We start from the raw sequence: 19,139 nt of genomic DNA on the forward strand, positions 1-19,139 counted from the left end.
GCGGTTCAGGCGTGGCCCGGGGCGGCTTACGGCAGCCCCTGATCCCCGCGCAGAACCGGGTAGGGGTTGAGCGATTCGCCCTTCCACCACTGCTTTTCCGGCCCCAGCCGGTGGATCTCGAAGTGCAGGTGCGGGGCCTCGGCGCTGGCATTGCCGGTGCTGCCCACGTAGCCGATGACCTGGCCGCGGGTGACCGCCTGCTTCTCGGCCAGCCCGTCCGCGTAGCGCTGGAGGTGGGCGTAGTAGTAGCAGTAGCGGCCGCCCGGCTCGAACTGGTAGACGGTCAGGCCGCCGCGGTCGCTGTCGAACAGCTTCTCGATGGTGCCATCGGCCACCGCCAGCACCGGGGTGCCGGCGGGCGCGAGGATATCGATCGCATCGTGCACCCGACCCTCGCTGCGGGCATCGGTGAAGGTGTCCTGCAGCTGCGCGGCGCCGATGCCCTGCACCGGGAGCAGCAGCGCGCCTGCGCCACCAGGGCTGCCGGCCGGGGCCGCCAACGGTGCAGCGGGCGCGGGTGCCGTCGGTGCCGTCGTCATGCCGGCCATCGCTGCCGGCAACGCACGCGCCGGTGCGGTGAGCGCGGCGGGCTCGGCGCGTGCGGCGGCGGGCAGGGCGCTGGCAGCGGGCGCCGCCAGTCCCGGCGACGGCGCGCGCGGGCCCAGCCACCACCAGCCGACCACGCCGATCACCAGTCCCAGTGCAAGCAGCTTTGGCAGGCTCATCGGCTCACTCCTGCATGACCACCGGTACCGAGGCGTCCACCGCGTCGGCCACCAGCAGTGCATCCCAATTGGTCATGCGCACGCAGCCGTGCGATTCGGTCTTGCCCACGTGGCCCGGCTCGGGCGTGCCGTGCAGCCCATAGTGCGGCTTGGAAATATCGATCCACACCCGCCCGACCGGATTGTTCGGGCCGGGCGGCAGCAGCGCCTTGCTTTCCTTCTTGCTCGCGTCCCAGAACAGCTTGGGGTTGTAGTGGAAGGTGGGGTCGCGCGAGATGCCGAGGATCTTCCATTGCCCGATCGGCAACGGGTCGTGCTTGCTGCCCGAGGACACCGGGAACTGCGCATATACCTTGCCCTGCGCGTCATACAGGCGCAGCGTCGAATCGGACTTGTCGATGACCAGCTTGGCCGCCTTCGGCAACGTGGCCGCGGCGATGTTGGGCACCTGGATTTCGCTGCCGGCCTTGCCCAGGTCCACGCCTGGATTGAGGGCGCGCAGCAGGTCCGGCGAGGCGTGGAAACGCTCGCCCAGTGCTTCCTCCACCGAGGCGAAGCCCAGCGCCTTCAGCTTGGCCTGGTCGGCCGGTTTCTTCGGCACCGGCTGGAACGGGCCAGCCACGTCCTCGGCGGTGAGGGTGTAGCGCGCCAGCGCCGGGGTGGCCTCCGGCTGCAGCGCCTGCCAGGTGGCATCGTCCAGTTCACCGGTCACCTTGAGCCCGCGCGCGGCCTGGAAGCCGGCCACCGCGCGCTTCTGGTTGGAGCCGGGCAGCGCGTCGATCTGGCCCGGCGAGAAATGCGCCCGGTCCAGCAACACCTGCGCGTGGAAGTCAGAGCGCGGGCCGGTGGAGGGCGCGCTGGATTCGGCGATCGGGGCCGGCAAGGTGGCCGGCTGCTGGGCAAGCGCGGGCACCGCGCTGGCCAGGGCAAGGACGAGAAGCGAAAGGGTGGCACGCGGGCGCAAGGGCATCGAAGGCTCCACTACAGGGTCGCCTGCACCTTGCCGCAGCGGCCTGCACGCGGACCGTGAAATCGCTGACGCGCAGCTGAGTGTCCTGTCGTGCACAGGTTGTGAAGCGCATCACATCGCGGATCGGCGCCGCTCCACAAATGCGGTAGGGTGGGCCGACACCGCATCCGGACAGGGGATCGCATGGCGGCAGGCTTGGCGGCGTTGTACATGCTGTGCCACGGAGTGGCCCTGGTGCTGTTGCCTGGCCACGCGCAGGCGGTCTCGTTCTCGTTCCTGGTCGGCGCACCGCTGCTGGCGGCGCTGGCCTGCGCGCGGCGGGCGTGGCGCAGCGACATGCGGGTGGGCTGGCTGTCGCTGGCGCTGGGCATGCTGCTATGGGCCGGCGGCATGGCGCTGAACATGTACCAGGAGATCGGCCTGGGCAACGCCGATGCCACGCCCGGGGCGAGCATGCTGCTGTACGTGTTGTACGGGGTGCCGCTCACCTTCGCGATGGCCCATCCGCGCCACGAGCCGTGGTACCTGATCGTCATCGATGGTGCGCTGGCCCTGCTGCTGGGCTACCTGTTCTTCGTGCACACCTTTTCGTTCGCCACCCTGAGCGACGCGCCGGCGCCGGGCGTGGACAACCTGCGCCTGATGTTCGACATCGAGAACCTGTTCATCGCGGTGTTCGCGCTGGTGCGCTACCTGGCCAGCGGGGATGCCGCGCGGCGCGTATTTTTCCGCACGCTGGCGATCTACGCGTGGCTGTACATGCTGATGGCCCTGTACATCAACCACCTGGCCACCGAGGCCAGCTACGGTGGGCCCACCGACGTGCTGATCGACGCACCGTTCCTGCTGCTGGCGGGGATGGCGCTGCGTGGCGATCCGGAACGCGCCGACACCTCGCCGCGCCGGCTGGCCCTGGCGGTGCGCGCGGGCAGTCCGTTGATCCTGCCAGCCGCGTTGCTGGTGGTCTCGGCGCTGATGGTGGACACGCACGCAGGGTTGGCGGTGGTCGGGTTCGCGATGGCCACGCTGGGCTCCGGCCTGCGCGGGGTGGTCATGCAGGTGCGCGCGATGGAGCGCCAGGACCAGCTGGATGTGCTGGCGCGGGTGGATGGCCTGACCGGGGTGGCCAACCGCCGCCAGTTCGACCAGGTGCTGCAGGCCGAGTGGAGCCGGGCGCGGCGCAGCGGGCAGGGCATGGGGTTGTTGATGGTGGACATCGACCACTTCAAACAGTTCAACGACCGCTTCGGCCACCCGCTGGGGGATGCCTGCCTGCGTGCGGTCGCCACCGCGCTGGCCGGTTGCGCCACCCGCGGCACCGACGTGGTGGCCCGCTATGGCGGCGAGGAATTTGCCGTCGTCGTGCCGTCCACCTCGCGCGAGGGCGTGCTGGCGCTGGCCGAGACGATGCGCCGCGCGGTGGAGCGCCTGCGCCTGGCCGCCCCCGAAGCGGTCGGCCAGATCGGCGTGACCGTCAGCATCGGCGTGGCATGGGTCGGCCAGGTCGGCCTCGCCGATCCCGGGTCGCTGCTGGCCACAACGGACGTGGCGCTGTACGAGGCCAAGCACGCCGGCCGCAATCGCGTGGTTGAAGGCCACCCGCCCGATGCCATGGCCCATGCTGCCCGCCCCACCTGAGCGGTTGCGCGGTGTCGTCGCTCTGGTCGGGCAGCCCGGGGGGCCACGGCGGCTGCCCTGCGCGGCCTGGCCAGCACCGGGGTGGGGCCAATGAGGCGCGATGCTGCCTGCGCAGCAGCTGGCGATCCAGTCAGGTGCGTACCCACGCCGATGGATCAAGCAGGCGCAGTCCCACCGGCGAGAGTGTGGTCAGGCGCAGGCCGAGGCGTGCATCGCGGGCACTGCGCGCGCAGCGTGCCAGTTGGCTGCGCAGGGCGGTGACCTCGGCCGTGTCGCGGTCCACGCGCGGCTGCGGCCGCCGCCATTGCGACAACCGGTGCACGCAGGCAAGCAGGTCCAGTTCGGTGGCACCGATGAATGGCGAACCCGGTTGCAACAGGTCGATCGGTGCCTGGCCAGTCGGCAGCAGGGGCACCAGCTCGGTGAAGGCACGGGTGCCATCGGCGTCCAGTCCCAGGCCATCGAGCAGCGCGACGGCCTCGACGCGGGTGGCCGGATCGCCGACACGGCGCAGCGCGCACAGCAGGCGTTGCTCGACCAGGTTGCAGCGGCGGCCGATGGAGTGATAACTCACCCGCGTGGGCGAGGTGGGGGAGCGATAGGGCATGGCGGGCCTGCAGAAGGATCAGGGGGCGGCGTCACGAACTTCCACCAGCACCGGGCAGGGCGCGTGGTCGATGGTCCAGCGGCCGACGGAACGCTCGAACAGCCGTTCCATGCCGGAAAGATGCCGGTGGCCGATGACAATGAGATCGCAATGGTGTGCGCGTGCGTAGTCGCACAGCACCTGCGCCGGCTCGCCCGCCGGGTGGCTGGCCACGCCGTCCACGCCCTGTTCGCGCAGCTGCGCCAGGGCACTGTCCAACAGGCGCCGGGCCTGGTGGCGCTGGTCCTCGGCGGCGGGGTATTCACGGCGATCGTTGCGTGGGGCGTCATCGTCCAGCGCATAGGCCGGGTCGAGCACGCAGACCAGGTGCAGGCGGGTGCGCGGGGTCGCCAGCGAGGCGGCCAGGGCCAGCACCTGGGCGTGCTGGGGGCCGCCATCGAGGGCGACCAGGAGGGTCTGGAACATGGGCATCTCGCCAGGGGGGAGGCCGATGGTGGCGCAAAGCCAGCACCGCACCCATGCCGTGCGCCGCAGGCATGGGTTGCGTGAAACGCACGGGTGGCGGATTTGGCATGCCGTAAAGTGGATGCCTTCCCGCCCTGACCTGCCGCCGCCATGCCTGACCTGAACCTGCTGCTCGCCCTGGACGTGTTGATCGAGGAGTGCAGCGTGGTTGGCGCGGCGCGGCGGATGAACCTGAGCGCGCCGGCGATGAGCCGCACCTTGGGCCGCATCCGCGAGGCGGTCGGTGACCCGGTGCTGGTGCGCTCCGGGCGCGGGCTGGCGCCCACTCCGCGCGCGTTGCAACTGCGCGAACAGGTGCGCGAGGTGATCGAGCAGGCCCACCTCGTGTTCAACGCCGGCCGCGCGGTCGACATGCTCACCCTCGAGCGCACCTTCAGCATCCGCGCCAACGATGTGTTCATCGGCACCTACGGCGGGCGCATGCGTGAGCTGTTCCAGACCCAGGCGCCGTGTGCGGTGTTGCGCTTCGTGCCCGAGGGCGACGGTGACGACGACGCCATGCAGCAGGGGCGCATCGATCTGCACATCAGCACCGCCGGCCGGCATGGCGCCGACACCAAGGTGCAGAACCTGTTCAGTACCTCGTTCCTGGGCGCCGCGCGCGACGGCCACCCGATCTTCGCCGAGGAGATCAGCGCCGAGCGCTTCGCTGCGTTCCACCACATCGCGGTGTCCCGCCGCGGGGTGTCGCACGGCCCCATCGATGAGGAGCTGGCCGCGCTCGGCCTGGGCCGGCGGGTGGCGCAGATCATGCCGACCTTCCACTCGGCGATCTTCGCCGCCGCCGATTCGGATTTGATCCTGCCGCAGATGCCCAGCGTGATGCTGGGCCGGCTGGAGCGGCTGGGCGTGCCGCTGCGCCTGTTCGCGTTGCCCATCCCGGTGCGCAGCGTGGTTGTCGTACAGGCATGGCATCCGCGGTTGGACAGCGATCTGGCGCATCGTTGGCTGCGGCGCAGCATCAAGGCGATGTGCGACGGGGAGTCCAGCCTCGCGGGCATCTGAGCACGATCGACCGCGCTCCCGGGGGCGACTTCAGGCGTGCGCCTGACGCATTCCAGGATTGGTCGATACAGCATTTTTCGCAGCATCGGCGCTGCCTAGACTGCCGCTCCCTGTCCCGGAGTGGATGCGATGTCCCTGTTGTTTACCGTGCACCGCCCCACGGCCGGTGATGCCCGATGAGTACGCCGGCCGCCGCGCCGATCGCCGCGACCCTGCCGCCGCCCGCGCGCGCCGCGCCTGTGCAGGCGCTGTTCGGCGTGCGCCTGGGCGTTGGCCTGTGCGGCGTGCTGCTGGCGGTATTGATCTCCGGCATCAACGAAAACGTCACCAAGGTGGCGCTGGCCGATATCCGCGGCGCGATGGGCTTCAGCGTCGATGACGGCAGCTGGATCGTGGCGATGTACACGGCGATGTCGGTCAGTGCGATGGCCTTCGCGCCCTGGTGCGCGGTGACCTTCTCGCTGCGCCGTTTCGCGGTGTGCATGATCGCCGCCTTCATGCTGCTGGGGGTGCTGTGCCCGCTGGCGCCGGACCTGCCGTCGTTCCTGATCCTGCGCGCGCTGCAGGGCCTGGCCGGGGGCGCGTTGCCGCCACTGCTGATGAGCGTGGCGCTGCGCTTCCTGCCACCGGGCATCAAGCTGTACGGGCTGGCCGGTTATGCGCTGACCGCTACGTTCGGCCCGAGCCTGGGCACGCCGATGGCCGCCCTGTGGGTGGAGTACGTGGGCTGGCAGTGGGCGTTCTGGCAGATCGTGCCGTGGTGCGTGGCGGCGATCGCCATGGTGGCGTGGGGACTGCCGCAGGATCCGCTGCGGCTGGAGCGCCTGGCCCAGTTCAACGGGCTGGGCCTGGCGCTGGGCCTGCCGGCACTGGTGATGCTGGTGCTCGGCCTGGTCCAGGGGCCGCGGCTGGACTGGTTTGCCTCGCCGCTGATCTGCGTGTTGCTGGGCGGCGGCAGCGGGTTGCTGGTGCTGTTCCTGTACAACGAATGGTCGCACCCGTTGCCGTTCTTCAAGCTGCAACTGTTGGCCAACCGCAACCTGAGCTACGCGCTCATCACCCTGGGCGGCGTGCTGTTCGTGCTGCTGGCGGTGATCCTGATTCCCTCGAGCTTCCTGGCCAAGGTGCACGGCTACCGGCCGCTGCAGACCGCACCGCTGTTGTTGTGGGTGGCCATCCCGCAGCTGCTGGCGCTGCCACTGGTGGCCACCCTGCTCAACCAGCGCCGGGTCGATGCGCGCTGGGTGCAGGCCATCGGCCTGGCGATGCTGGGGCTGGCCTGCTGGATGGGGGCGCAGCTCACCACCGAGTGGAACCGCGACAACTTCATCGTGATGCAACTGGTGCAGATCTTCGCCCAGCCCATGGCTGTGCTGCCCTTGCTGATGCTCGCCACCGGCGGTCTGGCGCCGGCCGACGGTCCGTTCGCCTCGGCCTGGTTCAACACGGTCAAGGGCTTTGCCGCCGTGCTGGCCGGTGGCGTGCTGGAGGCAGCCACCACCGTGCGCAGCCACTTCCATTCCACCGTCCTGGTGGACCGCCTGGGCAACGCGCCGGGACTGGACATCGTCGCTGCGCCGTCGCTCGGCACGCGCCTGCATGCGCAGGTGGTCGCGCTGACCTCGGCCGATCTTTACCTGCTGGTCGCCATGGTCGCGATCGCGCTGATCGCGCTGATCCCGTGGCTGCCCACCCGCATCTTCCCGCCACGTGCCGTGGCCTGAGTTCCAGGAAATCCCCCATGTCCGAGTCCAGAAAACACGTTCCCCTTATCATCGCCCTGGGCGTGGTCGTGCTTGCCACCGGCGGCTGGCTGCTGCTGCGTGACGGCCGCCACCAGCGCACCAACAATGCCTACGTCAGCGCCGACTTCACCGTGGTGGCGCCCAAGGTGGCCGGCTTCGTCAGCGAGGTGCGGGTGGCCGACAACCAGACGGTCAAGGCCGGCGATGTGCTGGCGCGCATCGATGACCGCGATTACCAGGTCGCCTTGACCGCCGCGCGCGCGGACCTGGCCAATTCACGCGCGCAGCTGGCCAATGCGCAGGCCGCGTTGGCCCAGCAGGGCTCGCTGATCGACCAGGCGCGTGCCACGCTGGCGGTCAGCGAATCCGAACTGACCCTGGCCCAGGCCGACCAGCAGCGTTACGGCGCGCTGGCCCGCGATGGCGCCGGCACCGTGCAGAACGCGCAGCAGGCGCAGTCGCACCAGGCGGTGGCCAGCGCGCACCTGCAGCAGGGACGCGCGGCACTGCTTACCGCACGCCAGCGCACTGGCATCCTCGACGCCGGCGTGCAGGCGGCGCAGGCGGCGGTACAGCGCGCCGAAGCCGCCCAGGCGCGGGCCGAGCTGGACCTGTCGCACACGGAACTGCGCGCGCCGATCGACGGCGTGGTCGGCCGCCGCGCGATCCGGGTCGGCGCCTACCTCACCCCGGGTACCGCCGTGCTCGCGGTGGTGCCGTTGCAGCAGGCGTTCGTGGTGGCCAACTTCCAGGAAACCCAGATGACCCGCATGCACGCCGGCCAGGCGGTAGTACTGCAGGTGGATGTGTTTCCCGGGCAGCCGTTGCGCGGCCACATCGACAGCATCGCCCCGGCCACCGGGGTGACCTTCGCCGCGGTCGCGCCGGAAAACGCCACCGGCAATTTCACCAAGGTGGTGCAGCGCATTCCGGTCAAGATCGTGCTGGACAAGGACCAGCCGCTGCTCGGCCAGCTGCGTGCAGGCATGTCGGTGGAGGCCAGCGTGGACCTGGACAGTGGCCGCCGCGGCCTGCCGGGAGAAGGGGCGTGACCGGCGCGGTGCAGTGGCGGGCGCTGTCGCTCGGCGTGCTGTGCGTGGCGCTGTCGGCCTGCACGCTCGGGCCGGATTTCGTCCGGCCAGCCGCCGCGTTGCCCACCCGGTGGGACGGCGTCGCGGTGGAGCACGATGCGTTCGCCAGCGACGCGCAATGGTGGGCAGGCTTCGAGGATCCAACATTGGCTGCCTTGGCTGTGCAGGCCCGGCTGGCCAACCTGGACATCCAGTTGGCCGCCAACCGCGTGCAGCAGAGCCGCGCCGCGCGTGGCGTCAGCGCCGCCGACCGGCTGCCCGCGCTCGGCGCGACGGCCAGCGGAGTGCGGGCCCGCAACAGCGAAGTGGGGCTGAGTGATCCGTCCGGCCATGGTGGGCGCGAAGACTACGGCCTGTTCCAGGCCGGAATCGGGTTGAGCTGGGAACTGGACCTGTGGGGCCGCGTGCGCCGCCAGCTGGAAGCGGCCGATGCGCGCGTGCGGATTGCCGACGAGGACGCGCATGCGGTGCAGACCGTGGTGCTCGCCGAGACCGCGCGAAGCTACCTGCAGTTGCGTGCCACCCGCCAGTTGCTGGCGATCACCGAAGACAACCTGCGCATTGCGCGCGACATCGCGCGGCTGACCGGGGCGCGCCAGTGCCAGGGCGTGGCCAGTACGCTGCAGGTGGCCAGCGCGGCGGCGCAGGTGGCCGCGCTGGAGGCGCGCGTGGCGCCGTTGCAGCACCGCGACGCGCAGCTGCGCAATGCCCTGGCGATGCTGCTGGGCCAGCCGCCGCACGCGCTCGACGCCCAGCTCGCCGACGCCCGCCGCGATTGGCCGGCACTGCCGGCGATGGCCACCGGCCTGCCCAGCGAACTGGCCGAACGGCGCCCGGACATCCGCCGCGCCGAGGCGGCGCTGCATGCCGCCACCGCCGCGATCGGCGTGGCCAAGGCCAGCTTCCTGCCGCGCATCAGCCTCACTGGCGATGCCGGGTTCCAGTCGCAGCAGCTGGATGCCCTGGACGGCTGGAACGCGCACCGTTTCAGCATCGGGCCGGCGATCAGCCTGCCGCTCTTCCAGGGCGGTCGCCTGAAGGCCACCCTCGCCGTGAGCCGGCTGCAGCAGCAACAGGCGGCGATGCAGTTCCAGCGCACGGTGCTGCAGGCCTGGCACGAAGTGGACGATGCGATCGATGGCTACGCAGCCGAGCAGCAGCGCGGAGCGGCGCTTCAGGAGGCCGTGGCGGAGAGCGAGCGCGCACTGGGCGCGGCGCGACGCCAGTACCAGGCTGGCGTGGTGGACATGCTCGACGTGCTCAGCACCCAGCGCATTGCGCTGGACAACCAGGCTGCGCTGGCCAACAGCCAGGCCGCGGCGGCGATCGCGCGGGTGGACCTGTATCGCGCGCTGGGCGGGGGCTGGCAGCCGGTGGCCGACGGGGCCGGTGCGTCGCGCGCATCGTCCGCGTCAGGGGCGCCGGGCCTGCACGCTTCTGCCAGGTGAGGGCGTGGCCACCGGCGTGTCCGGGCGTCGGCCGAGCAGGCGATAAGGGACGGCCGCGATCATCAGCAGTGCCACCCCCGTCCCCATCATGGACAACACCGGGTGTTCGACGGGCCCGCTCCAGCACTTCTCCATCAGCAGCAAGCCCATGCCGATGCACGGGCCGCCCAGCATGAGCAGGATGCAGCCACGCGCGATCGGGCTGCGGATCTCGTAGTCGACGGCGGCGGCCCGGGGGGCGGGCGGTTGCGGCCCGCGGGACGGGGTGCGGGGCCGCGGCCGGGTCGAGGGACCGTCCACCGGCCCGTCGCCGGGCGCAGGCGTTTCCGGCGCCAGCAGTTCGTCGAGGTTGGTGCGTTCGAGCAGGGAGGTGAGCGTCGGATCCACGGGAAGGCCCATGTGCAGAGGCCGCCTGTCTGGCGGCCCCGTTGGCTGGCGGTGACAGCGGTGGCAGGTGCGGTCGGCACGTTACCACCGTGACGTCCTTCAGCGCACGTCGCGCAGTTCCCAGTGGTGGCCGGCCAGCATGCGCAGGCGCTGCTTGAACACGTCGCTGTCGATGCGGGTGGTGGCGACCAGGTTGATCCGCAGGTCATCCTGCGAACCGGTCACGGTGGCGTCGGGGTCGGTTGCGCCCCACTGCGCTTCCACCGCGTCCGGGTCGGGCTGCTTGGCGCGCCACTTCTCGAACAGCGCGGTGCTGCGCAGCGCGTCCTGCAGTTCTTCGGCGAAGCCGGCCGCGCTCTGCGAATGGAAGGAAAGGTCGGAATCGTTGCCGCGGGCCTTGGACGGGTCCGGCAGGCTGATGTGGTACTGCGCTGACATGGTTACCTCCGTTGAATGCTGCAAGGCTGGCAGAGGCGCAGTGCAATCGGCGTGCACATCGCGCTCAGCCGCTGAACGTATGCGGGCCATCGGCGAAGCCGACGGTGACCGCGCCCTTGCCGACGTTGACCATGCCGGTCAGGCTCATCACCGCCTCGAACACCTGCACCCCGTGTGTCTCGCAGGTCTGGCGCAGGTTGGCGTAGCCGGGCAGGGCCTGCAGGTCGGCCAGTTCGCCGCCGTAGCTCAGGCACACGGTGGGCGTCATCAGCCCGGCCGTGACCCGCTGCCCGACGAAATCGAACAGCTTCTGCACCGCGTTGTCGAAGCCCTTGATCTTGGCCACCGGTCCGGTTTCGCCGCGGTAGCCATGCAGCACCGGCTTGATGTCCAGCGCGCTGCCCAGCGCGGCGCTGAGCAGGCCCACGCTGCGGTCGCCCTTGTGCCGGGCGCGGGCGCGCATGTAGTACAGGTCGCGGGTGACCATGTAGCCGTGCACGTTCTGCGCCAAGGCTTCCAGCCGCTCACGGATCTGCTGCACGCTGGCCCCGCTCTCGCGCAGGCGCACCGCTTCCACCGCGGTCACGCCCTGGGCGGCGAACAGGTTCTGGGTATCGAGCACGCGCAACGCGAACGGCGAGTTGAACCCGGCCGCCTGGCGCACCGGCTTGTAGTCGTTGAGGATCGCGAAGCTGGCCTGCATGGCGTTGTCATGGATCGGGCTGCGGGTGCGGGTGATCGTCATGCAGAACACATGGTCGTAATCGATCACCAGCTTGCCCAGGAACAGATCCCGGATCTGGGTGACGCTGAACGGGATGGTCTCCGCCTCGGCGCCGTGTTCGGCAACGTGGGCGTGCAGGAAACTCAGCGTGGCCTGCTCGTCGCGGTGGTCGGCAAGCACGGCTTCGCCAATGCGCACCGTGATCGGCAGCAGCACGATGTTGTGCTGTTCAATGAAGTCCTGCGGCAAATCGCAGGCAGAGTCGACGACAATTCCGATGCGCATCCTGGGCCCCCTCCGGGCAGGTTGTAGGTTCGGAAATGTGAAAGCTATCCCAAAAACGACCGGCCTGCCTGAGCCGCCAGTCAGCTTGAGGGGCGGCTGCGCTCGACGGCGACCGGCAGGGCGTCGATCCGGCTCCATTCGCCGCGCTGCAACATGCCCGGGTCGGCCAGCACTGCCTGGATCAGGCCGTGCGCTTCGTTGCCCCAGAACAGTTCGCCGTCGATGGATAGGGTGGGCACCCCCGAATACGCCGGCGCTGATCGCCGCCTCGGTGTTCTGCCGCAGCTGCTCCTTCACCGAGGGCGCCGAGACCGCCGCAGCCACGTCGGCCACGTCCAGCATGGCGCCGGGCAGGGCCAGCGCGGCGGCGCTGTCGGCGGCATGGCCATCGCGCCAGATCCAGTTGAACAGGATGTCCACTGCCCGGTGGCTGGCCTCGGCGGCCAGGCACAGCCGCAAGGCCGCGAGCGGGTTGAACGGGTGGCCCGGCGGGAAGCGCAGCGGCACCGCCTGCTGCTGCGCCTGCCACAGCACCTGGCGGTAAGTGAAGCGGCGCTTGGCCGGGATCTCGGCCGGGCCGAGGTTGCCCAGGTGGTGCAGCACGGCCCCGAGCGCGATCGGCACCGGGATGATCTGCTCGAACTGCGGCAGCGCCTTGAGCTGCTGCCAGTGCAGGTAGGCGAACGGGGAGACGAAATCGAAGTACCAGCGCAGCGCCATGGCGCGTCCTTTCAGGCAGGGGCGGCGAGGGGAGCTCCCCCGCCGCGGAAGGGGGCTCAGCGCGAGTATGCGCGCGGCTCGGCGGTGGCCGGGGCCAGGTAGCGGTCGCGCAGCTCGGTCTGGCGCGAACGCATCGGTATTGCCCGGCCACCCAGCCAGACCTGCTCGGCATAGTGGCCCACGTCCAGCGGATCGCCTTCCCACAGCACCAGGTCGGCCAGCTTGCCGACCTCGATGCTGCCGATCCGGTCGCCCACGCCCAGCACCTGCGCCGGCACCCGGGTCAACCCGGCCAGCCCGTCCTGCCAGGGCAGCCCGTTGGCCACCGCGTTGCCGGCCAGTTGCCGCATCTTGCGCGCGTTGTGCGAGGCATCGTCGCGCTGGGCGAAGCTGACCTGCACCCCGGCCGCGCGCAACCGCGCGGCGTTCTCCAGGGTCGCGCCGAGCTGGTCGAAGCTGCTCGGCAGGTTGCCCAGCGCATCCACGAACACCGGCACGTTGGCCTGCGCCAGTTGCGGTGCCAGGCGCCAGGCCTCGGCGCCGCCGGCGATGGCGATCTTCAGTTTCTCGCGCGTGGCCCAGCGCAGCAGCTGGCGGATGTCGGCGGCGCGGTCCACCTGCACCACCAGCCGGCCCTGGCCCGCGAGGTAGCGGGCCAGCGTGGCGCGCCCGGCCGGCGTCAGCAGCGCATGCGGCGAATCGGCCGGCACCCGGCCGCGGGCTTCGCTGACCATCTGCTCCAGCAGCATCCACTGCGCGGCACGCGAGCTGCCGGTCAGTTCCGCCCCGGATGCGCCCAGGCGGATGTACAGCGCCAGCGGCCCGATCGGATCGGCGCTGCCATCCAGCCGCACCACCCCGCCCTGGCCGGCGATGAAGGCACCGCCGCTGTTGGCCCCCAGCGCGGTGAACCCGATCCCGTCCAGCCGCGCCACCGGGATCAGCACCGAGGCCGGGTTGTAGGCCAGGCTGACGTCGAATTCCGGGCGCAGCGGCTGGTCGGCCAGCTTCAGCGCGCTGTCCACCGTGGTCGATTCACCGGACACCTCGTCGATGCCGATGTCGGTGATGCCGCCGAACAGGGCCGGGGTCAGCGGCTTGCCGGCGGCCTCGACCACGCTGGCCCCGGCCGGCGCCGACAGGCCCGTGCCGACCGCGCGGATGATGCCGTCCTGGACCAAGACGTCGGTGTGTTCCAGGCTGCCGCGCGCGCTGGCGGTATGCACGGTGGCGTTGCGCACCAGCAGGTCCTGCGCCTGCGCCGGCAGGACCGCCAGCAGGAGGGTGGCGCCGAGCCATGCCCGGCAACGCGCGGGAATACCCGACGACCGGCTCATGGCTGCGCCTCCTGGCCCAGCATGAAGTCCGACAGCGGCTGCCGCCGCGCATCGCCCCGCTCGTAGACCTGGTGGCCGTCGATGTAGACCTGCTCGGCCTGCGCATAGGAACTGAACGGGCTGCCGTTCCACACCACCACGTCGCCCATCTTGCCCGCCTCCAGGCTGCCGGTCTGTTTCTCCACGCCCAGCGCGCGCGCGGCGTTGTGGCTCAACCACATCATCGCGCGCTCGGGCGCGATCTGGATCCCGGCGCGGCGCGCATTGGCGATCACCTTGGCCGCTTCCTGGTTGAGCCGCTGGATGCCTTCGGGCGAATCGGAATGCACGATCGCGCAGCTGTTGGGCGGGCGGTCGACCAGGGCGATGTTGTCCTGGATGCCGTCGAAGGCCTCCATCTTGAAGCCCCACCAGTCGGCCCAGAGCGCACCGCAGACCCCCTCGGCCGCCAGCCGGTCGGACAGCTTGTAGGCCTCCACGGCATGGTGGAAGGCGGCGATCTTGAAGCCGAACTCCTTGGACAGGTCCAGCATGGTGGCCATTTCATCGGCGCGGTAGCAGTGGATATGCACGCGGATGTCGCCCTGGATCGCGCCGGCCAGGGTGTCCAGCTTGAGGTCGCGCTTGCCACCGGCATCGCCGGCGCTGTCGCCCTTGTCGTCGCCGCCGAACCAGCGCTTCTTCTTCGCCGGCTTCTTCGGCGCGTTCTTGGCGAGGTACTCGCTGGCGTCGATGAAGGCGGCGCGGTAACCGGCCACGTTGCCCATGCGCGTGCCCGGGGCCACGCCCTTGCCGCCGCCATAGACACGCTTGGGGTTTTCGCCGCAGGCCATCTTCAGGCCCCAGGGCGCCCCCGGGAATTTCATCGCCTGGTAGGTGGTGGCCGGTACGTTCTTCAAGGTGACGCCACGGCCGCCGACCAGGTTGGCCGAGCCGGGCAGCACCTGCATGGACGTCACCCCGCCGGCCAGCGCCGCGGCAAAACCGGGGTCCTGCGGCCACACCGAGTGCTCGGCCCACACATTGGCGGTCACCGGCGCGGTCATCTCGTTGCCGTCGCTGTGCGCACTTACCCCGGGGCTGGGGTACACGCCCAGGTGCGAATGCACGTCGATGATGCCGGGGGTGACCCACTTGCCGCGCGCGTCCACTTCACGCGTGCCGGCCGGGGCGGCCAGCGCCGTGCCGACCGCGGCGATGCGGCCATCGCGCAGAAGCACGTCGGTCTGCTCCAGGCGGGCACCGGTGCCGGTGAGCACGGTCGCATTGCGGATCAGCACCGGCGCCGAGGCGATCGCCGCGTAGGTGCTGGGGTAGGGGTCCTGCACGAAGCGCGACGCCGCGGGCGCCGACGGTGCGGCGAGCGAGAACAGCGCCAGGCCCAGGCCGGCGGTCAGTCGTGTGCGCATGTTTCCCCGGTGCGGCATGGACGGATCGGGCGACGCTAGCCGGTACCCGGTGCGTTTGCCAAGTGGCGAAGCTCATGCGCGCGGTGCCGCCCGCGGTGACGGACGCATCACTGTGGGGGATTCCCTGATACTCATTTGCTTCGCCAATGGTTAGCGTGTTGATGTCCGAAATTTTGGATGGCGCGTCGTACGGGTTGTGTATGCCGCGTCACACCGTGGCAGGGCCGCCATCTGCGACGGTGCAGGAGGAGGAATCAGGTCGCCCGCAGGCGATCCACACGGACGTACACCGACGGGCATCCGTCGTGTCGGCTTATGCCCACAAATTGTAAAAGTTTTGTGAGCAATCGATTACGCTTGGCATGCGTGTCATATGGAATGGCATGCATTTTTCTGTGCGGCTGCCGATATCGCTTGCGGTAGTGCAGCCCGAATCACTTCAAGGAAGTAGTCTCAAGATGACCCACGTTTCTTCGTCCCGCGTCACCGCACGTCGTCGTCCGTCGCCGAGCCTGCTGGCATCGGCCATCACCGGAACCCTGCTGGCCGCCCTCGCGGTACCCGCGCTGGCCAGTCCCGCCGTCGACACCCTTTCCACCTACCAGCAGCAGCGCGCCCTGCAGCGCGCGGCCTTCAGCCTGGACCTGCCGACGGCCACGCTCGCCAACATCGGCGGCATCCAGCCGGCGGCCGCCCCGGCCCCGGGCCCGATCAACGGCACCCCGGGCAACGCCGAAAGCTGGCGCAGCGCCGAGTTCAACGCCGACTGGGGCCTGGGCGCGATCAACGCCGATGCCGCCTACGCGCGCGGCCTGACCGGCAAGGGCATCCGCCTGGGCGTGTTCGACAGCGGCTCTGGCCTGGACCACCCGGACTTCGCCGGCAAGGACCACCGCAGCCTGCGCATCGCCGACCTGCTGCCCGACGGCACCCGCTGCACCAACACCACGCTGATCGATGGTCCCGATGCCTGCTTTGCCAGCGACGGCGACGACGTCTCGATCGAGTACGTCACCTACGATCCCAGCGTGCCGCAGGCGATCCGCGACATCATCGAGTCCGATCCCCGCTACCTCCAGGCCGGTATCCATTTCCAGACCCATGGCACGCACGTGGCTGGCACCATCGCGGCCAACCGTGATGGCAACGGCACCCATGGTGTTGCCTTCGGCGCGGACCTGACCGCGGCCAAGCTGTTCTTCAACAGCGCCCAGATGTGGACGGACGTGGGCGGTGGCGATTACCGCGTCGTCAGCGTGGGCGGCATCGGCCCGGACGACAGCGCGTTCGAAGACATGTACGCGCAGATGAACGACCAGGGCGTGCGCGCGATCAACCACAGCTGGGGCCTGACCAACGAGCCGACCGACCTGGCCACCCTGGACCTGCTGTACGCCAACAATGCCGAGTACCTGGACATCTTCGCGGAAGGTTCGCGTAGCAAGGGCATGATCCAGGTGTGGGCCGCCGGCAACAACAATGCCAACGCCGCCACGCCGGAACAGGCACCGATCGCAGGCATCTACGCCTCCCTGCCGCGTCTGTTCAGCGACATCGAGCAGGACTGGCTGAGCGTGGTCAACGTTCGCCAGGACCAGGCCGGTGGCTACGTGCTGGACATCAGCTCCAACCGCTGCGGCTTCAGCGCCAACTGGTGCCTGGCTGCACCGGGTACCGACATTCTGTCGACCGTCTACGGCAGCGATTCGGCGCTGGATGCCCAGCTGCTCGCGGACGCGCAGGGCAATGTCCTGCTGGACGTGCTCGAGCGCGTGCCGACCTACAGCTACGACGTGATGACCGGCACCTCGATGGCGGCACCGCACGTCACCGGCGCGCTGGGCCTGCTGTTCGAGCGCTTCCCGTACCTGACCAGCGCGCAGGTGCGTGACGTGCTGCTGACCACCGCCACCGATCTCGGTGCGACCGGCGTGGACGACGTCTACGGCTGGGGCCTGATGAATCTGGCCAAGGCCGTCGAAGGCTACGGCGAGCTGCGCGTGGACACCGACGTGGTGATGAACACCAAGGCCGGCGGCCTGAAGGTGTGGGAAGGCGATGCGTGGGACGACTGGACCAACGACATCGGCGGCCCGGGCAGGCTGACCAAGTCGGGCATCGGCTGGCTGCGCCTGAGCGGCGACAACAGCTTCAATGGCGCGATCGTGCGTGAGGGCGTGCTGGAGCTGGACGGCGTCAACACGCTGACCTCCTCGCTGGACGTCACCGGTGGCCAGTTCCTGCTCAACGGCACGCTGCGCGACATGACCTTGATCAACATCGGCGGCAGCAGTCGCGTCAATGCTAGCGGCGTGCTCGACAACACCGACCTGTACATCACCGGTGGCGTGGTCTCGTTCAATGGCGTGCAGACCGGCGGCACCACGCTCGTGGGCGCCAAGGGCACCCTGAAGGGCGTCGGCACCCTCGGCGACACCCGCGTCGAGGGCATCATCGCGCCGGGCAACTCGATCGGCACGCTGACCATCAACGGCAACTACGTGCAGACCGCCAGCGGCGTCTACCAGGCCGAACTGGCCCCGGGCAGCCGCAGCGACCAGCTGCACGTCACCGGCACCGCCACCCTGGACGGCACCCTGAAGGCACTGCCGGAAGCGGGCTATTACTACCTGGGCGAGCAGTTCAACTTCCTGGTGGCCGATGGCGGCGTCAACGGTCGTTTCGCGACCACCGACTTCAGCGCCTTCTCGCCGTTCCTGCAGTTCAACATGACCTATGACGCACAGGGCATGCGCATCGACGTGACCCGTGGCAATGCGTTGTCGGCCGCTGCCGAAACCGCTAACCAGCTCGCGGTGGCCAATGCCGCCGATGGCCTGGCATTCAACCAGGGCCTGCCCAAGCCGCTGACCCAGCTGTTCCCGGCGCAGGTCGGCGCGGCACTGGATGCGTTGAGCGGTGAAGTGCATGCCGCCGCGCCGATGGCGCTGGTGGAAAGCAGCCGCTACCTGCGCGATGCCGCGCTCAGCCGCAGCATCGGTGCACGTGCACCGGGCGCTGACGACGGCGCGGTCAGCGGTGCCTGGGTGCAGGCGATCGGTGGCAGCGGCAAGCTGGACGGCGACGCCAACGCGGCGCGTACCGAAAGCAACAGCAACGGCCTGCTGGTCGGTGCCGACCACCAGTTCGGCAACGGCTGGCAGGTGGGCGGGCTGATCGGTACCGGTCGTACCGACAGCAAGCAGGGCCAGGGCCGTCGTGCCCGCGCGGAAATCGACAACACCCACTTCGGTGCCTACGTGGGCAACCAGTGGGGCGGTTTCGGCCTGCGCGCCGGCCTGGGCTACACCCGTCATGACGTGGACAGCAAGCGCGAACTGGCCTTCGCCGGTTACCAGGACACGCTGACGGCCCGTTACGACGCCAAGACCCGCCAGGTCTTCGTCGAGGGTGCCTACCGCATCGGCGGCGCCGAAGCGGGCCTGGAGCCGTACCTGCAGCTGGCCCGCGTCGAAGTGGACGTGGACGGCATCAACGAGCAGGGAGGCGCTGCGGCGCTGCACGGCAACGTGGGCGACACCCGCAGCAACGTCGGCACCGCCGGCGTGCGCTTCGACCGTGGCCTGAAGGCATCCTGGCAGCAGGAGAGCTGGCTGCACGTGCGCGGTGGCGTCGGCTACCGTCGCGCCTGGGGCGACCGCAACCAGGTCGCCGACCTGGCGCTGGGCAGCGGCAACGGCTTCACCGTCAGCGGTGCCGCCATCGCCGACCACGCGGTGGTAGCCGAGCTGGGCCTGTCGGCCTGGCTGAGCCCGCGCAACCAGCTGGAACTGGGCTACAACGGCCAGTTCGGCAGCGAGTCGCGCGACCACGGCGTGACCGCCCGCTGGTCCGTGCAGTTCTGATCGGGCACTACCGGTAACGGGAAAAAGGCGGCCAATGGCCGCCTTTTTCTTGTCTGTCTCCCAGCCACGTTGCAGGGACGAAGCGCGTTCTTGAGCTTTCCAGGCGCTGGTCGGTGGGTCGGGCGCTGGGCACCCAGACCCTTTCCGGCGATGCCTCCGGCGTCGGCCTGCAGCCGCCACCTCACCCTTTATTTCGCCTCCGGGGGCAGGGGGCCAAGC

General features: G+C 69.9%; 15 protein-coding genes and 1 pseudogene. 6 read left to right on the forward strand and 10 right to left on the reverse strand.

The window, feature by feature from the left end; all coding sequences use genetic code 11:
- Window positions 1–26 precede the first annotated feature (26 nt).
- Together AC06FD_RS18510 and AC06FD_RS18515 are read right to left on the reverse strand one after the other, a co-directional pair.
- Window positions 27–725 carry a M23 family metallopeptidase gene (locus AC06FD_RS18510; RefSeq protein ID WP_478078589.1) on the reverse strand — a complete coding sequence of 233 codons (699 nt, stop codon included), beginning with the start codon at window positions 723–725 and terminating at the stop codon, window positions 27–29.
- 4 nt (window positions 726–729) lie between these two features.
- The gene (locus tag AC06FD_RS18515) at window positions 730–1,695 is read right to left on the reverse strand and encodes a L,D-transpeptidase family protein (protein ID WP_394164136.1); all 966 of its coding nucleotides are present in this window, start codon (window positions 1,693–1,695) and stop codon (window positions 730–732) included.
- A gap of 183 nt (window positions 1,696–1,878) precedes the next feature.
- Here AC06FD_RS18515 and AC06FD_RS18520 point away from each other — a divergent pair, with 183 nt between their 5' ends.
- Window positions 1,879–3,333: a GGDEF domain-containing protein gene (locus AC06FD_RS18520; RefSeq protein ID WP_478078590.1), complete on the forward strand. Its 1,455-nt coding sequence runs from the start codon at window positions 1,879–1,881 to the stop codon at window positions 3,331–3,333.
- A gap of 130 nt (window positions 3,334–3,463) precedes the next feature.
- On the opposite strand, the gene AC06FD_RS18525 is transcribed toward AC06FD_RS18520, so the two are convergent.
- Window positions 3,464–3,940, reverse strand: coding sequence for a hypothetical protein (locus tag AC06FD_RS18525; RefSeq protein WP_394164134.1), 477 nt, complete (start codon window positions 3,938–3,940; stop codon window positions 3,464–3,466).
- 18 nt (window positions 3,941–3,958) lie between these two features.
- Complete coding sequence (locus AC06FD_RS18530; protein WP_259207676.1) at window positions 3,959–4,405, reverse strand: universal stress protein; 447 nt, start codon at window positions 4,403–4,405, stop codon at window positions 3,959–3,961.
- Between the two features lie 150 nt (window positions 4,406–4,555).
- Here AC06FD_RS18530 and AC06FD_RS18535 point away from each other — a divergent pair, with 150 nt between their 5' ends.
- From AC06FD_RS18535 to AC06FD_RS18550, 4 genes are all read left to right on the forward strand, one after another.
- Entirely contained in the window at window positions 4,556–5,470 is a 915-nt protein-coding gene (locus tag AC06FD_RS18535) for a LysR family transcriptional regulator (protein ID WP_449335811.1), read from the forward strand.
- A gap of 176 nt (window positions 5,471–5,646) precedes the next feature.
- A complete protein-coding gene (locus AC06FD_RS18540) occupies window positions 5,647–7,194 on the forward strand; it encodes an MFS transporter (protein ID WP_478078591.1) in 1,548 nt (515 codons plus the stop codon).
- Between the two features lie 17 nt (window positions 7,195–7,211).
- Window positions 7,212–8,267, forward strand: coding sequence for an HlyD family secretion protein (locus tag AC06FD_RS18545; protein WP_478078592.1), 1,056 nt, complete (start codon window positions 7,212–7,214; stop codon window positions 8,265–8,267).
- Window positions 8,264–9,754 (forward strand): efflux transporter outer membrane subunit, encoded by a 1,491-nt coding sequence (locus AC06FD_RS18550; protein WP_478078593.1) that lies wholly within the window; start codon window positions 8,264–8,266, stop codon window positions 9,752–9,754. Before AC06FD_RS18545 ends, AC06FD_RS18550 begins: the two co-directional genes overlap by 4 nt.
- Here the strand turns inward: AC06FD_RS18550 and AC06FD_RS18555 are convergent.
- From AC06FD_RS18555 to AC06FD_RS18580, 6 genes and pseudogenes are all read right to left on the reverse strand, one after another.
- Entirely contained in the window at window positions 9,719–10,153 is a 435-nt protein-coding gene (locus AC06FD_RS18555) for a hypothetical protein (RefSeq protein ID WP_478078594.1), read from the reverse strand. The two genes, AC06FD_RS18550 and AC06FD_RS18555, sit on opposite strands and share 36 nt — an antisense overlap.
- Window positions 10,154–10,240: 87 nt before the next feature.
- Window positions 10,241–10,579, reverse strand: coding sequence for a hypothetical protein (locus AC06FD_RS18560; RefSeq protein ID WP_259207665.1), 339 nt, complete (start codon window positions 10,577–10,579; stop codon window positions 10,241–10,243).
- A 64-nt stretch (window positions 10,580–10,643) separates the two neighbouring features.
- Entirely contained in the window at window positions 10,644–11,588 is a 945-nt protein-coding gene (locus AC06FD_RS18565; RefSeq protein WP_259207664.1) for a DegV family protein, read from the reverse strand.
- A gap of 80 nt (window positions 11,589–11,668) precedes the next feature.
- A pseudogene (locus AC06FD_RS18570) lies at window positions 11,669–12,308 on the reverse strand (DsbA family protein).
- Between the two features lie 56 nt (window positions 12,309–12,364).
- A complete protein-coding gene (locus AC06FD_RS18575) occupies window positions 12,365–13,645 on the reverse strand; it encodes an amidohydrolase family protein (RefSeq protein ID WP_478078595.1) in 1,281 nt (426 codons plus the stop codon).
- Window positions 13,642–15,054 carry an amidohydrolase gene (locus AC06FD_RS18580; RefSeq protein ID WP_478078596.1) on the reverse strand — a complete coding sequence of 471 codons (1,413 nt, stop codon included), beginning with the start codon at window positions 15,052–15,054 and terminating at the stop codon, window positions 13,642–13,644. Before AC06FD_RS18580 ends, AC06FD_RS18575 begins: the two co-directional genes overlap by 4 nt.
- A 458-nt stretch (window positions 15,055–15,512) precedes the next feature.
- Between AC06FD_RS18580 and AC06FD_RS18585 the strand changes: the two genes are divergently transcribed.
- Complete coding sequence (locus AC06FD_RS18585) at window positions 15,513–18,920, forward strand: autotransporter domain-containing protein (protein ID WP_478078597.1); 3,408 nt, start codon at window positions 15,513–15,515, stop codon at window positions 18,918–18,920.
- Window positions 18,921–19,139 lie beyond the last annotated feature (219 nt).

Source organism: Stenotrophomonas sp. Steno-Z1, from assembly GCF_056393175.1.

What these genes read in the sequence shown, in the direction of transcription:
- AC06FD_RS18510 (WP_478078589.1), bottom strand. Translation starts at nt 725, where the DNA reads ATGAGCCTGCCAAAGCTGCTTGCACTGGGACTGGTGATCGGCGTGGTC.
- AC06FD_RS18515 (WP_394164136.1), bottom strand. Translation starts at nt 1,695, where the DNA reads ATGCCCTTGCGCCCGCGTGCCACCCTTTCGCTTCTCGTCCTTGCCCTG.
- AC06FD_RS18520 (WP_478078590.1), top strand. Translation starts at nt 1,879, where the DNA reads ATGGCGGCAGGCTTGGCGGCGTTGTACATGCTGTGCCACGGAGTGGCC.
- AC06FD_RS18525 (WP_394164134.1), bottom strand. Translation starts at nt 3,940, where the DNA reads ATGCCCTATCGCTCCCCCACCTCGCCCACGCGGGTGAGTTATCACTCC.
- AC06FD_RS18530 (WP_259207676.1), bottom strand. Translation starts at nt 4,405, where the DNA reads ATGTTCCAGACCCTCCTGGTCGCCCTCGATGGCGGCCCCCAGCACGCC.
- AC06FD_RS18535 (WP_449335811.1), top strand. Translation starts at nt 4,556, where the DNA reads ATGCCTGACCTGAACCTGCTGCTCGCCCTGGACGTGTTGATCGAGGAG.
- AC06FD_RS18540 (WP_478078591.1), top strand. Translation starts at nt 5,647, where the DNA reads ATGAGTACGCCGGCCGCCGCGCCGATCGCCGCGACCCTGCCGCCGCCC.
- AC06FD_RS18545 (WP_478078592.1), top strand. Translation starts at nt 7,212, where the DNA reads ATGTCCGAGTCCAGAAAACACGTTCCCCTTATCATCGCCCTGGGCGTG.
- AC06FD_RS18555 (WP_478078594.1), bottom strand. Translation starts at nt 10,153, where the DNA reads ATGGGCCTTCCCGTGGATCCGACGCTCACCTCCCTGCTCGAACGCACC.
- AC06FD_RS18560 (WP_259207665.1), bottom strand. Translation starts at nt 10,579, where the DNA reads ATGTCAGCGCAGTACCACATCAGCCTGCCGGACCCGTCCAAGGCCCGC.
- AC06FD_RS18565 (WP_259207664.1), bottom strand. Translation starts at nt 11,588, where the DNA reads ATGCGCATCGGAATTGTCGTCGACTCTGCCTGCGATTTGCCGCAGGAC.
- AC06FD_RS18575 (WP_478078595.1), bottom strand. Translation starts at nt 13,645, where the DNA reads ATGAGCCGGTCGTCGGGTATTCCCGCGCGTTGCCGGGCATGGCTCGGC.
- AC06FD_RS18580 (WP_478078596.1), bottom strand. Translation starts at nt 15,054, where the DNA reads ATGCGCACACGACTGACCGCCGGCCTGGGCCTGGCGCTGTTCTCGCTC.
- AC06FD_RS18585 (WP_478078597.1), top strand. Translation starts at nt 15,513, where the DNA reads ATGACCCACGTTTCTTCGTCCCGCGTCACCGCACGTCGTCGTCCGTCG.